Consider the following 13,680-nt stretch of genomic DNA (forward strand, 5'->3'; position numbering starts at 1 on the left):
CAAAAAAAATGCAGCACTATTGAAAAATACTGCTGCATTTTTTAATTTTGTAATTTACTAAAGTCTTCGATTATGAGTTTCTATTGGGTAAAAACAAATCAACTAATTAAAAAAATATTCGCAAATTATTATTGGGATTTGCCCAATCAGATTAAGAGCATCTATCTAACTTTTGACGATGGACCGACTCCAGAGATCACGGACTGGGTTTTAGATTTGCTAAAAGATCAAAACATAAAGGCTACTTTTTTTTGTATCGGCAAAAACATTCAATCGAATCCATTACTATTCGAAAGAATTAAAAAAGAAGGGCATTCCATTGGCAACCATACCTTCAATCATGTAAATGGATGGAAAACAAAAAACAAACAATACATAAATAACGTCGAAATCTGCGAATGTTTGTTAGACAATAAAGACAATGTTAGTAAATTATTTCGCCCACCATACGGCAAATTGACGAGATCACAGTCTAAAATATTACGCAGTAAAGGGTATAAAATAATAATGTGGGATGTTTTGAGTGCCGATTTTGATACGACTATTGCACCAGAGCAATGTTTAAATAATGTCATTAGTACTGTACAATCAGGTAGTATAATTGTATTTCACGATAGTGTAAAAGCGGCAACAAACATGCAACATGCTTTACCTAAAGTTATCCGCTTTTTAAAAGACAATGGATATACTTTTGAAACAATTCCGAAGTAAACTTTAAAATTATTTACAGTTGTTCTTGAACAATACTAATAATGGTATTAGCATCCAACTCGCCAGATTGCCTCCAAATCATCTGCCCGTCTTTGTAGATCATCAAAGTAGGAAGACCTTTAATACGAAGTGCATCAGCTAGTTCTTGATTTTTATCAACATCTATTTTAATAACTTTAGCTTTGTCGCCTAGCGCCGCCGCCACGTCTTTAATTACAGGATGCATGGACACCGAAGAGTCGTTCCAATCCGTGTAAAAGTCTATTAACACTGGGACTTGTGCGTTTATAAGTTCTCCAAATTTTGACATATAAGCAACAATTTATGTTTGTTTTTATCTACGAATGAGCGAAGTTATACTGCAAATGTAGCATTTTTAGCGAATTACGTGACATTCTTTCCTTTTTTTAGTTCAATCACTGTTATTTCGGGCATTATACCTACTCGTCCTGGATATGCATGAAAACCAAAGCCACGGTTGACATATACGTATCTTCCTTGGTTTTCATACAAGCCTGCCCATTGTTTGTAAATGTATTCTGCTAAACTCCATTTAAAATATCCTGGAATTTCAATACCAAATTGCATTCCGTGCGTATGACCTGAAAAAGTCAAATGAAAGTTTTTTGGATGTTCTTTTATTTCATACTCCCAATGACTTGGGTCATGACTCATTAAAATCTTAAAATCATCTTGATTGACTTGTTGCGAAGCTTTATTTAAATCCCCTGCTTGCTTGAAGTTGTTACCCCAATTTTCAACACCTACTAATGCAATTTTCGACCCGTCTTTTTCGACATATCGATGCTCATTCAATAGTAAATCAAATCCAATTTGACCGTAGAGACTTTTAATCCCTTCAAAATTTTCGTTTTTTAGGGCTTGAGTGGGCCACGTAACATATTCCCCGTAATCATGATTTCCTAAAACAGCAAACTTTCCGTATTTGTAGCCTTTTATTCGATTGAATGTTTCCAACCAAGGATGCATTTCAGTAGCATGCGTATTTACAATATCACCAGTAAACAAAATCATGTCGGTATCTTGCTCATTAATCAAGTCAATGGCATAGTTTATTTTTTCAGCATTATCAAAGCTTCCGCTGTGCACATCTGAAATCTGTGTAATCTTAAATCCATCAAAAGCGTCAGGCAAATCAGGAAAAAAGACGGTTTGCTTAATTACTTTAAAATTGTATTTTCCCTCAAAGATTCCGTAAATTAAAGATAAAAAAGGCACCGCCGCCAATCCTAAAGCCACCTGACTTATAAATTTACGTCTATTCGGCATCATTTCGCTTCGTGGAGCATTGTACATAAAATAGTTCACAAAACTTGCTCCTAGTCTAAAAATGTCTTCTCCTAAAAGAATTATAGTCACTATAATTTTAGGCACATATACCAATAACATCATCGCCATAACAAACATAGTGTGCCTGGTTTGTCCTTCAGAACGATCAAATTGTGTGAAAGAATAAACGAGATAGGCAAACAAAAATATACTAACAAAAATATAACTTACAAGTAGCCATCTGGGCTTGATGAGTGTTTTGAAAGCTTGGTACGCATACGCTTCAATCAATAAAAAAATAACTGCAATAAATATAAAACGGAATCCCATTTAAAAAAATTTTCAACAAAGTAACAAATAATGCTAGTGGATTGGCTTTTTATTATATAAAATTTAACGCCGCAAAAAGTAAAAGTATTCCAATATAACTCTGCACCCCTTAAACCAATAAAATTGGCGTACTAGCCATTTACTAAAACTGCTAAACAACAGTACAATCTATAAATTTATATTACTTAAATAAAGATAGTATCAAGAAACGCTACTCAATTAGATCTCCTAAGCATGTTATCATTTTACTAAAGTAACAACAGCCTTGTTTATCCGTTCTTCAATTAATTCTGGTGTTCCAATTCGTTTTTAAGAGGCAATTGCTTATTTTTACCAGCTAATACAATTTTTTATGTCAACTCAAAAACGTCTTTTTCTTCTCGATGCGTATGCCTTAATTTTTAGAGGTTATTATGCTTTTATAAAAAACCCTCGAATCAACTCGAAAGGAATGGACACTTCGGCAATTATGGGCTTTATGAACTCTCTTTTGGATGTCATCCGAAGAGAAAAACCCGATCATTTGGCCGTAGCTTTTGACAAAGGTGGAAGTGAATTGCGCAGCGAGCTTTATCCTGAATATAAAGCGCACCGAGACGAAACTCCTGAAGCAATAAAAATTGCAATTCCGTACATACAAGATTTATTGCGCGCCATGCACATTCCGATTATTGAATTGGCGGGTTGCGAAGCCGATGATTTAATTGGAACCATCGCCAAACAAGCCGAAAAACAGAATTATAAAGTTTTTATGGTGACTCCGGACAAGGACTTTGCACAATTAGTTTCCGAAAATATTTTCATGTATAAACCTGCACGAATGGGAAATGGAATTGAGATTTGGGGAGTACCTGAAGTTTTGGCAAAATTTGAAATTGAAAGACCTGAGCAAGTCATTGACTTTTTGGGAATGATGGGTGACTCTGCTGATAATATTCCGGGATTACCAGGTGTTGGCGAAAAAACGGCCAAAAAATTCTTAGCGCAATACGGTTCGATGGAGAATCTTCTAGATAACACACACGAACTGAAAGGTGCCATAAAAACCAAAATTGAAGCCAACAAAGAACTCGGACTACTATCTAAAAGATTAGCAACTATTTTGTTAGATTGCGACGTCACTTTTCATGAAGAAGATTACGAATTATCTCGTCCTGATATCGAAAAAACGGCAGCACTTTTCAGTGAATTAGAATTTAGACGAATGGCCGAACAGTTTGATAATTTATTTAATTCTGATGGAAATCCTGCAACCAATACCAATACTGACGGTAAAATAAACAAAAAATCAGGAGCGAATATTGAAGAGCAATTTGACTTGTTTGGAAGTGGCGCAACAGGCGATACGGCCGAAGATGTAATGGCTTCTTTTTATTCGAATTTAGAAAACACACCCCACTCTTATCAGATCATTCAGGGTGATTTGGGTTTGAAATTATTATTGCAAAATTTACAAAATCAAACACAAGTTTGTTTTGATACCGAAACCACTGGTCTAGATGCTTTGCATGCCGAGTTGGTCGGAATTGCTTTTTCTTATGAAAAAGGAAAAGGGTTTTACGTTCCATTTCCCGAAAGCCAAGAAGAAACAACCGCATTATTACAGAAATTTATTCCGTTTTTCGAGAATGAAACTATTGAAAAAGTAGGCCAGAACTTAAAATACGATTTAAAAATTTTATCAAATTACGGCATTCAAGTCAAAGGCAGGTTGTTTGACACGATGCTTGCGCATTATCTCATCAATCCAGATATGCGTCATAATATGGACGTTTTATCTGAAACTTATCTGAAATATGCTCCGAAACCAATTGCAGATTTAATTGGTAAAAAAGGAAAGAATCAGAAATCAATGCGCGATATTCCGCTAGAAGAAGCCAAAGAATATGCCGTTGAAGACGCAGACATTACTATGCAATTGGCACAATTATTTTCTGCAGAATTGGATGCCACCGAAACTCACAAATTATTTACTGAAATCGAAATTCCGCTTTTGCGTGTTTTGGCAGCCATGGAAACCGAAGGCATCAACTTAGACGTTGACTTCTTAAAAAACATGTCGATTGACATGCAAAAAGAAATTGACACCTTCGAACAGAAAATTTATGAAACAGCTGGAGAGCAGTTCAATTTGGCTTCACCTAAACAATTGGGTGATGTTTTATTCGACAAGTTAAAGATAGGCGGAGCGAAGCAAAAGAAAACCAAAACTGGTCAATATGCTACTGGTGAAGAAGTGTTATCGTATCTGGTAAACGAGCACGAAATTGTAAAAGATATTTTAGAATGGCGCCAGTTAGTTAAACTACAAAGTACGTATGTTAACGCGCTGCCTTTACAAGTTGATTCGGTTACCAAAAGAGTACATACGGAATACATGCAAGCTGTTGCTGCAACCGGACGTTTGAGTTCTAACAATCCCAATTTACAGAATATCCCAATTCGCACCGAACGAGGCCGACAAATAAGAAAGGCTTTTGTAGCTCGCGACGAAAACTACACTTTGATTTCTGCCGATTATTCACAAATCGAATTGCGCATAATTGCAGCTTTGAGTGGCGAAGAAAACATGATCAAAGCATTTAAAGACGGAGAAGACATTCACAAATCTACGGCTGCCAAAGTTTTTGATGTTCCTTTGAATGAAGTTACGCGCGAACAGCGTAGTCATGCTAAAACAGTAAACTTCGGAATTATATATGGCGTTTCTGCTTTTGGATTGAGCAACCAGACCAACTTATCTAGAAGTGAAAGTGCGGCTTTGATTGAGGCGTACTACAAAACTTATCCAAGATTGAAGTCTTACATACAAGAACAAATTGAATTGGCTCGAGAAAACGGCTACGTACAAACTATTCTGGGTAGACGCCGCTATTTAAAAGATATTAATTCGCCTAATGCAGTAGTAAGAGGTGCAGCCGAAAGAAATGCGGTCAATGCGCCAATACAAGGAAGTGCTGCCGATGTGATTAAAATTGCAATGATTAACATCTACAAAAAATTAACCGAAGAAAACTGGAAATCAAAAATGCTATTGCAAGTGCATGATGAACTTGTTTTTGACGTGCATAATGATGAACTAGAAAAAATTCAGCCAATGATCAAGCACGAAATGGAAAACGCTTTTATGATGGTCGTTCCGCTGGATGTAGAATTGGGTGTTGGTAAAAACTGGCTGGAAGCACATTAAAATATACATTACAACTCTTAAAAAAAAATCCATTTGTTTTTGAACAAATGGATTTTTTTATGCTTTAAATTTTTTTCTACTTTTTCTTTTTAGCAGTAGATTCTCTTTCTTTCAATACTGTTTTAATAACTATCGTTTCGTAAGGAGATTCGACTCCTTCTGGTTCTTCAAGCCTATCAATTAAAAGTTTAGCGGCTACTTCTCCAATTTCTGGTCCGTGCTGACTCACAGTTGTCAAACTTGGTGTCAAACGGCGAGACGCTAAAATACCGTCAGCAAAACCAATAATAGCCAAATCTTCAGGAATGCGAAAACGTCTTTTTAATCCTGTCTTTAATGCAATAACCGAGTCGTTTTCATCCAATGCAAAAACGGCGTCTATTAAATTGTTATCAAAAACGGAATCCACTTTACTTTTTAGTTCCTCTTCTGATTCTGTTCTAAGAATTATTTTTTTATTGATCGGAAAGTTATTCTCCTCTAATGCTTTCAAATACCCTTCGGCCCGTAATTTTCCAACACTTAAATTATCTACAGAAGAAAGCAATGCAATATTTTTGCACCCTAAATTAATTAAATATTGTGTCGAGTTGTAAGCAGAGTCAAAATCATCGACTACTACTTTATCACACTCAACTCCTTCAGCAATTCGATCGAACATTACAATTGGCGTTCCATCATTAATTATTTCAGTAAAATGCTTGTATTCTTGTTTAGATTGTGCCTCTTCAGAAACTGATAAAATAAAACCATCAATCGTTCCATTACTTAGCATATCTAAGGTATGAATCTCTTTTTCTAATGATTCATTGGAAATACAAGTAATAACATTGTATCCTTTTTCTTCGGCCACTTTTTCGATACCACTAAAAACCTTGGCAAAAAAAGAATTCAAAATATTAGGTAAAATAACACCGATCGTTTTGGTCTTTCTGTTTTTAAGATTTAAACCAATAACGTTGGGCTTGTAATTTTTGAGTTTGGCGTACTCTTTTATTTTAATTTTTGTTTGTTCGCTAATTTCAGGACTATCGTTGAGTGCTTTTGAAACAGTCGATACAGAAACGTTTAGTTCTTTTGCAATTTGCTTTAAAGTTGCTTTAGCTTTCATAAATGGTATTTATTGTTTTAATTCACGCCAAAAAAAATTGTCAAAATTTTCGAAATAATTCACTAAAAACTGAGTCTAAATTTTATTCTATTTGTCGCATGCCTTTAAGATGAAAAAAGTGTAATATACAATAATTTTCACTTACAAATGTAGTATAAATATTGAAACGTATATTTGTCTGAATTTGAAAAATAGAATATAGTGACCTAAAACACTAAAAACCTAATTGATAATCAACTGATAACCAACAAAAAAAATATATAACTTAAGGTATTTGTATTTAAAATAATTAATTGTACTTTTGCATCCCCTTTATTGGGGATGGAATGTTTAATTAAAATAATATTATGGACGCATTAAGCTACAAGACAGTTTCAGCAAACAAAGCCACAATCACAAAAGAGTGGATTGTTGTAGATGCTGATGGTCATAACTTAGGTCGTCTTGCTTCAAAGGTTGCAATGATCTTAAGAGGTAAGTACAAGCCAAGTTACACACCGCACGTGGACTGTGGAGATAACGTAATTGTTATCAACTCAGAAAAAATTAACCTTACAGGTAAAAAAATGGATGACAAAATTTACATGCGTCATACAGGTTACCCAGGAGGACAAAGAACTTTAACTGCTAAAGTATTGCAATCTAAAAACCCTGCATCTTTAGTAGAAAAAGCGGTAAAAGGAATGTTACCTAAAAACAAATTAGGTGCTGAACTTTTCAGAAATTTAAATGTTGTTGTAGGTTCAGAGCACAAACAAGGGGCTCAAAAACCGAGAACAGTTAACCTTAACGATCTTAAGTAATGGGAGTTATTCACAAAATCGGTAGAAGAAAAACCGCTGTTGCACGTGTTTATGTTTCGGAAGGAACAGGACAAATCACTGTAAACAAAAAAGAATTCGCAACTTACTTTCCAACTGCAACTTTACAGTACAAAGTTTTACAACCAATGTCTATGACAGAAAATGTAAACAACTTTGATGTAAAAGTTAATGTTTACGGAGGTGGTTCAACTGGTCAAGCAGAAGCAGTAAGAATGGCATTGGCACGCGTTATGTGTGAGGTAAATGCTGAGAACAGAGCTATCTTGAAACCAGAAGGTTTATTGACAAGAGATCCAAGAATGGTTGAACGTAAGAAATTCGGTCAGAAGAAAGCTCGTAAGAGATTTCAATTCTCTAAACGTTAATATTACCTGTCTTGTACAACATGTACGAGACAGCATCAATTTATTATTGAATTTAAAAAACACAGTTGTTGTTGCTCTCCTATCGAGGTAGGAAATAGTTTAGCATCTAAATGAAACTGGGATTGAAAGATTAGAAAATTGAATAGTTATAAGATTTCGTTCTGAAATTTTTAAATACTTGAATTTTTTAACTCAAGAACTCCATAACGGGACATTGCTAATCAACAGAACGTAAACTAGTACAAAAATGGCAAACAAAATAGAAGTTAAAGACTTACTAGAAGCAGGTGTTCACTTCGGACACATGACTAGAAAATGGGATCCAAACATGGCTCCTTACATTTATATGGAGCGTAATGGTATTCACATTATCAATCTATACAAAACAGTAGCAAAAATTGAAGAAGCTAATGAAGCTTTGAAAAAAATCGCTGCATCAGGTAGAAAAATATTATTTGTTGCTACCAAAAAACAAGCAAAAGACATCGTTGCTGAAAAAGCAAAAGCTGCAAACATGCCGTACATCACTGAAAGATGGCCTGGTGGAATGTTAACAAACTTTGTTACCATTCGTAAAGCAGTTAAAAAAATGGCTACTATTGATAAAATGAAGAAAGATGGTACTTTCATGACTTTATCAAAAAAAGAGCGTTTGCAAGTTGATCGTCTTCGTGCTAAATTAGAAAAAAACTTAGGTTCAATTGCTGATATGTCTAGACTACCTGCAGCATTGTTCGTAGTAGATATTAAAGCAGAACACATCGCTATAAAAGAAGCTCAAAAATTAAACATTCCAGTTTTTGCAATGGTTGATACTAACTCTGATCCACGTGAAGTAGAGTTTGTAATTCCATCAAATGATGATGCTTCTAAATCAATCGACAAAATTTTAACTTTAGTAACAGCTGCGATCGTTGACGGTCTTTCTGACAGAACTTCTGATAAAGAAACTGAAACTGTAGCTACTGAAAACGCTGCTCCAGCAACTCCAGCTGCTCCGGCAGTAGAAGCTGCTCCAGCTGTTGAGGCTGCTCCAGAAACTAAAGAATAAATCAAACAATTTAAAGATTGGAAGATTTAAAAATTAAAAGAATATTGATTGTCAAATTAGTAAACTTTAAATTTTTAAATTTTTCGATCTTTTAATCTTTAAACTAAAAACATTATGGCAACAATTACTGCTGCAGACGTAAATAAATTAAGAACAATCACTGGTGCAGGAATGATGGACTGCAAAAAAGCATTGGTTGAAGCAGAAGGAGATTTTGATTTAGCAATCGAAAACTTACGTAAAAAAGGACAAAAAGTAGCTGCAAACCGTTCAGATAGAGAATCTACTGAAGGAGCTGCTATCGCTGTTGTTAATGCTGAGAAAACTGCTGGTGTAGTGATCACATTAAACTGTGAGACTGACTTCGTTGGTATGAACGAAAGCTTCGTGAAAATGGCTACTGAAATGGCTAATTTAGCGTTGAATTTTAATACTAAAGAAGAATTTTTAGCTTCAGATTTCAACGGAATCACTGTTGCTGATAAATTAATCGAGCAAACAGGTGTTATTGGTGAAAAATTAGAAATTAGAACTTTTGAGAAATTAGAAGGTGCTTTTGTTGGATCTTACATTCACTCAGGAAACAAAATTGCTACAATAGTTGCTTTATCTGCAAAAGTTGATGGTGCTGAAGAAGCTGCTAGAAACGTTGCAATGCAAGCTGCTGCTATGAACCCAATCGCTTTAGATGCTGATGGTGTTGATGCTGCAATTGTAGAAAAAGAAATTGAAATCGCAAAAGAACAATTACGTGCTGAAGGAAAACCAGAAGCGATGTTGGAAAACATTTCTAAAGGTAAAATTCAACGTTTTTACAAAGATAACACTTTAGTAAACCAAGATTATATTAAAGATGGTTCAGTAAGCGTTGCTGCTTACGTAAAATCTGTAGATGCTAACCTAACAGTTACAGGTTTCAAAAGAGCTGCTTTAGGATAGTCTATTGCGGTTGAATTTTCAAATTTTACTTATATAAAATCTCATTTGGCCTTAAAACCAAATGAGATTTTTTTTATACAATTAACTTTTGTTGAAGCAGTACTTTTTTAATGGAATCAAATAAATCATTATTTTTGAAATTCTAAAATGAAGTAATGTTTAAAACTAAAAAGGAGCTTGTTTTTGTAATACTTGCTGGTATTTTTATAACCAATGCTGTAGTTGCGGAATTGATTGGTGGAAAACTAATTCAAATCGGACCTTTTGTAATGAGCATCGGAATTTTACCCTGGCCAATTGTGTTTTTAACTACCGATTTAATCAATGAGTATTTTGGTGAAAAGGGAGTTAAAAAACTTTCATTCATCACCGCAGCGCTTATCATCTACGCCTTTATACTACTATTCATGGCGATCATCATTCCAGCCGCCAAAGGAATTAGTCCTGTTAACGACGATCAATTTCAGGCTGTGTTTGGTCAAAGTATGTGGATAATCGTCGGCAGTATTATTGCATTTATGATCTCACAACTCATCGATGTATGGGTATTTTGGTTTTTTAAAAACAGGACAGGAAATAAAAAAATATGGCTCAGAACTACGGGATCTACCGTAATTTCGCAGCTTTTTGATTCTTTTATTGTACTTGGAATTGCATTTTGGTTGCCCGGAAAAATAGACTTTGATATCTTTATTTCTTCTGCAACTGTTGGTTACATTTTCAAATTATCGCTTGCTATTATACTGACTCCCTTAATTTATTTGGGACATCATTTAATTAAAAAGTATTTAGAAAACGACACCCATTAGCTTAATTTTAAAAGCACGAAAAGATAGAATAATCTAGATTTTTATATCTTTAAAATAAAAAATGGAAAAAGTGCGCTGCGGCTGGTGTTTGTCTAGTGATCTTTATAAAAAGTACCACGACGAAGAATGGGGAACACCAGTTTACGATGACGAAACACTATTCGAATTTCTAATTCTTGAAACTTTTCAAGCTGGTTTAAGCTGGATTACTATACTCAATAAAAGAGAAAACTTCAGAGTCGCTTTTGATCATTTCGACTATCAAAAAATTGCTTTATATGAGGATTCTAAAATTGAAGAACTACTACAAGATGCAGGAATTATTCGAAACAAATTAAAAATTTATTCGGCGGTGACTAATGCACAAGCCTTTATTAAAATTCAAGAAGAATTGGGCAGTTTCTCCAACTACATTTGGCAATTCACGAATGCAAAAACAGTTAACAACCGACCAAAAACCTTAAAAGAGGTTCCTGCGACTACGCTACTTTCAGATGCAATTAGCAAAGATTTAAAAAAACGTGGTTTTAAATTTGTCGGCTCAACAGTCGTTTATGCGTACCTCCAAGCAACTGGAATAATCAACGATCACATCCTAGATTGTTGGACCAGAAGCTAGTATTCTATTACACTTTTTAATGTTCAACAAACAACAGCAATTATAAAAACTTAAAATTTATAGCTTATACTTCATAATTTTTGATACATTTGCGTTTCACTTTAGGGGTGTCTGCAATTTGCAGGCTGAGATTTTACCCTCTGAACCTGATCTAGTTCATACTAGCGTAGGGAAAAGTAAGATGACTTCTTGTCGCACAATTGTGCGTCCTTGTAGCCATTCCTAAAGTATAATTGACTCTAAATTATAACGGAATGGAACTAAAAATAAACAATCAAATCAAACAATTTCAAGCAGATGCGCTAAGCATTCAAGCCTTGCTTGATATTGAAATTCCTCAAAAACAAAACGGCATCGCCGTTGCGATTAACAATACTGTAATTCCAAAATCCAAGTGGAATTCTCATTTCCTCCATAAAACAGATACTGTCATTATTATTTCAGCCACGCAAGGCGGATGATATAAATTGAAAAGATTTAAAGATGGAAGGATTTAATAACTAGAAACTGAACCTCTTCCTTCGTGAAATCTTTCAATAATTTAATTTTTCAATCTTTGAATAAAAATTATGAACAACGAAGAAAAAATCTCCAGAACTCCTTTTCCCAACTCCACGAAAGTATACATTGATGGTGAAATTCATCCGATAAAAGTGGCGATGCGCGAAATTCATTTAGCTGACACTAACCTTTCTAGAGGAGGAATAGAAAAAAACCCACCATTAACTGTTTACGATACTTCCGGTCCTTACACCGATCCGAATATCACAATTGACATCCGAAAAGGATTGCCTCGCATTCGCGAACAATGGATTTTAGATCGAAACGATGTCGAGGAATTAAACGAAATCTCTTCCGAATACGGAAAAACGCGCTTAGATGATGCCAAATTAAATCATCTTCGTTTTGAATATTTGCATAAACCCATGCGTGCCAAAAAAGGAGCTAATGTCTCTCAATTGTATTATGCCAAGCAAGGAATTATTACACCCGAAATGGAATACATTGCCATTCGTGAAAACCAACGCATCGAACAAATAGAAAATCAAACCCAAGCGATGCAATGCCAACATGCTGGTCATAGCTTTGGAGCAAATACGCCAAAATCAAAGATTACTCCCGAATTTGTTCGCAGTGAAGTAGCGAGAGGTCGTGCTATTATACCAAATAACATCAACCATCCCGAAAGCGAACCGATGATTGTGGGTCGTAATTTTCTAGTCAAAATAAATGCCAATATCGGCAACAGCGCCGTCACTTCAAGCATCGAAGAAGAAGTGGAAAAAGCAGTTTGGGCGTGCCGCTGGGGAGCAGACACGATTATGGATTTATCCACAGGAAAGAATATTCACGAAACCAGAGAGTGGATAATTCGCAATTCTCCTGTACCTATTGGTACCGTTCCTATTTACCAAGCGTTGGAAAAAGTAAAAGGCATAGCAGAAGACCTAACTTGGGAAGTATTTCGCGATACTTTGATCGAACAAGCAGAACAAGGTGTTTCGTATTTCACTATTCATGCTGGGGTTTTATTGCGTTACATTCATTTAACCGCCAATCGCGTTACTGGAATTGTTTCTCGTGGAGGCTCAATTATGGCAAAATGGTGCTTGTTTCATCACAAAGAAAACTTCTTATACACTCATTTTGAAGAGATTTGCGAAATCATGAAACAATACGATGTAGCGTTTTCACTAGGAGATGGTTTGCGCCCAGGTTCTATAGCCGATGCCAATGATGCCGCACAATTTGCGGAACTAGAAACTTTGGGTCAACTTACAAAAATTGCTTGGAAACACGATGTTCAAGTATTTATTGAAGGGCCAGGCCACGTACCGATGCACATGATTAAAGAAAATATGGACAAACAATTAGAACATTGTGATGAGGCGCCATTTTATACTCTCGGACCACTAACTACAGATATTGCTCCCGGTTACGACCACATTACATCGGCAATAGGAGCCGCAATGATTGGGTGGTATGGTTGCGCAATGTTGTGTTACGTAACTCCAAAAGAGCATTTGGGTTTACCCAATAAAAAAGACGTAAAAGACGGCGTGATTACTTACAAAATTGCTGCGCATGCTGCCGATTTGGCCAAAGGGCATCCAGGAGCGCAATACCGCGACAATGCGTTGAGTAAAGCGCGCTTTGAATTCCGTTGGGAAGATCAATTCAATTTGTCACTAGATCCAGATACTGCCAGAGAATTTCACGATGAAACTTTACCGGCCGAAGGCGCCAAAGTTGCCCATTTTTGCTCGATGTGTGGTCCAAAATTCTGTTCTATGAAAATTTCACAAGAGATCCGAGACGTGGCTGCCGCAGAAAAAGGAATGCAAGAAAAATCAGAAGAATTTATAGAACAAGGGAAAGAGATTTATGTCTAATTAAAATATTCACGAATTGACGAATTGAAGGATTTGTTGATCAATCAA

13 protein-coding genes and 1 riboswitch are annotated in these 13,680 nt (G+C 35.5%); of the genes, 10 read left to right on the forward strand and 3 right to left on the reverse strand.

What is annotated here, in order from left to right; all coding sequences use genetic code 11:
• Positions 1–72 precede the first annotated feature (72 nt).
• Entirely contained in the window at positions 73–711 is a 639-nt protein-coding gene (locus AP058_RS11885; protein WP_066310942.1) for a polysaccharide deacetylase family protein, read from the forward strand.
• 13 nt (positions 712–724) lie between these two features.
• On the opposite strand, the gene AP058_RS11890 is transcribed toward AP058_RS11885, so the two are convergent.
• Both AP058_RS11890 and AP058_RS11895 read right to left on the reverse strand, forming a co-directional pair.
• Complete coding sequence (locus AP058_RS11890) at positions 725–1,021, reverse strand: co-chaperone YbbN (protein ID WP_066310944.1); 297 nt, start codon at positions 1,019–1,021, stop codon at positions 725–727.
• 74 nt (positions 1,022–1,095) lie between these two features.
• Positions 1,096–2,331, reverse strand: a complete 1,236-nt coding sequence (locus tag AP058_RS11895; protein WP_066310950.1) for a metallophosphoesterase — start codon at positions 2,329–2,331, stop codon at positions 1,096–1,098.
• Between the two features lie 352 nt (positions 2,332–2,683).
• Between AP058_RS11895 and polA the strand changes: the two genes are divergently transcribed.
• Positions 2,684–5,521 (forward strand): DNA polymerase I, encoded by a 2,838-nt coding sequence (gene polA / locus AP058_RS11900; RefSeq protein WP_066310952.1) that lies wholly within the window; start codon positions 2,684–2,686, stop codon positions 5,519–5,521.
• A 76-nt stretch (positions 5,522–5,597) separates the two neighbouring features.
• On the opposite strand, the gene AP058_RS11905 is transcribed toward polA, so the two are convergent.
• Positions 5,598–6,632, reverse strand: coding sequence for a LacI family DNA-binding transcriptional regulator (locus AP058_RS11905; protein ID WP_066310954.1), 1,035 nt, complete (start codon positions 6,630–6,632; stop codon positions 5,598–5,600).
• A 347-nt stretch (positions 6,633–6,979) separates the two neighbouring features.
• On the opposite strand from AP058_RS11905, the gene rplM reads away from it, so the two are divergent.
• The 8 genes from rplM to thiC all read left to right on the forward strand — a co-directional run bounded on the left by rplM (position 6,980) and on the right by thiC (position 13,632).
• A complete protein-coding gene (gene rplM / locus AP058_RS11910; protein ID WP_066310957.1) occupies positions 6,980–7,435 on the forward strand; it encodes a 50S ribosomal protein L13 in 456 nt (151 codons plus the stop codon).
• Positions 7,435–7,821, forward strand: a complete 387-nt coding sequence (rpsI, locus tag AP058_RS11915) for a 30S ribosomal protein S9 (protein ID WP_066310960.1) — start codon at positions 7,435–7,437, stop codon at positions 7,819–7,821. Before rplM ends, rpsI begins: the two co-directional genes overlap by 1 nt.
• 247 nt (positions 7,822–8,068) lie before the next feature.
• Positions 8,069–8,872: a 30S ribosomal protein S2 gene (gene rpsB, locus AP058_RS11920; protein WP_066310963.1), complete on the forward strand. Its 804-nt coding sequence runs from the start codon at positions 8,069–8,071 to the stop codon at positions 8,870–8,872.
• Between the two features lie 114 nt (positions 8,873–8,986).
• Positions 8,987–9,811 carry a translation elongation factor Ts gene (gene tsf / locus AP058_RS11925; protein ID WP_066310967.1) on the forward strand — a complete coding sequence of 275 codons (825 nt, stop codon included), beginning with the start codon at positions 8,987–8,989 and terminating at the stop codon, positions 9,809–9,811.
• Between the two features lie 155 nt (positions 9,812–9,966).
• Complete coding sequence (locus AP058_RS11930) at positions 9,967–10,620, forward strand: queuosine precursor transporter (protein ID WP_066310969.1); 654 nt, start codon at positions 9,967–9,969, stop codon at positions 10,618–10,620.
• 61 nt (positions 10,621–10,681) lie between these two features.
• On the forward strand, positions 10,682–11,239 hold the full coding sequence (locus AP058_RS11935) for a DNA-3-methyladenine glycosylase I (RefSeq protein WP_066310971.1): 558 nt from the start codon (positions 10,682–10,684) through the stop codon (positions 11,237–11,239).
• Between the two features lie 93 nt (positions 11,240–11,332).
• Positions 11,333–11,429, forward strand: a riboswitch (TPP riboswitch).
• Between the two features lie 64 nt (positions 11,430–11,493).
• Positions 11,494–11,700, forward strand: a complete 207-nt coding sequence (gene thiS / locus AP058_RS11940) for a sulfur carrier protein ThiS (RefSeq protein WP_066310974.1) — start codon at positions 11,494–11,496, stop codon at positions 11,698–11,700.
• A 108-nt stretch (positions 11,701–11,808) separates the two neighbouring features.
• Positions 11,809–13,632, forward strand: a complete 1,824-nt coding sequence (gene thiC, locus AP058_RS11945; RefSeq protein ID WP_066310977.1) for a phosphomethylpyrimidine synthase ThiC — start codon at positions 11,809–11,811, stop codon at positions 13,630–13,632.
• The last annotated feature ends 48 nt before the right edge of the window (positions 13,633–13,680 follow it).

The organism is Flavobacterium sp. TAB 87, from assembly GCF_001529295.1.
GTDB lineage: Bacteria > Bacteroidota > Bacteroidia > Flavobacteriales > Flavobacteriaceae > Flavobacterium.

Bases quoted from the DNA above. Each gene is read 5' to 3' on its own strand.
- AP058_RS11885 (WP_066310942.1), top strand. From the start codon at position 73: ATGAGTTTCTATTGGGTAAAAACAAATCAACTAATTAAAAAAATATTC.
- AP058_RS11890 (WP_066310944.1), bottom strand. From the start codon at position 1,021: ATGTCAAAATTTGGAGAACTTATAAACGCACAAGTCCCAGTGTTAATA.
- AP058_RS11895 (WP_066310950.1), bottom strand. From the start codon at position 2,331: ATGGGATTCCGTTTTATATTTATTGCAGTTATTTTTTTATTGATTGAA.
- polA (WP_066310952.1), top strand. From the start codon at position 2,684: ATGTCAACTCAAAAACGTCTTTTTCTTCTCGATGCGTATGCCTTAATT.
- AP058_RS11905 (WP_066310954.1), bottom strand. From the start codon at position 6,632: ATGAAAGCTAAAGCAACTTTAAAGCAAATTGCAAAAGAACTAAACGTT.
- rplM (WP_066310957.1), top strand. From the start codon at position 6,980: ATGGACGCATTAAGCTACAAGACAGTTTCAGCAAACAAAGCCACAATC.
- rpsI (WP_066310960.1), top strand. From the start codon at position 7,435: ATGGGAGTTATTCACAAAATCGGTAGAAGAAAAACCGCTGTTGCACGT.
- rpsB (WP_066310963.1), top strand. From the start codon at position 8,069: ATGGCAAACAAAATAGAAGTTAAAGACTTACTAGAAGCAGGTGTTCAC.
- tsf (WP_066310967.1), top strand. From the start codon at position 8,987: ATGGCAACAATTACTGCTGCAGACGTAAATAAATTAAGAACAATCACT.
- AP058_RS11930 (WP_066310969.1), top strand. From the start codon at position 9,967: ATGTTTAAAACTAAAAAGGAGCTTGTTTTTGTAATACTTGCTGGTATT.
- AP058_RS11935 (WP_066310971.1), top strand. From the start codon at position 10,682: ATGGAAAAAGTGCGCTGCGGCTGGTGTTTGTCTAGTGATCTTTATAAA.
- thiS (WP_066310974.1), top strand. From the start codon at position 11,494: ATGGAACTAAAAATAAACAATCAAATCAAACAATTTCAAGCAGATGCG.
- thiC (WP_066310977.1), top strand. From the start codon at position 11,809: ATGAACAACGAAGAAAAAATCTCCAGAACTCCTTTTCCCAACTCCACG.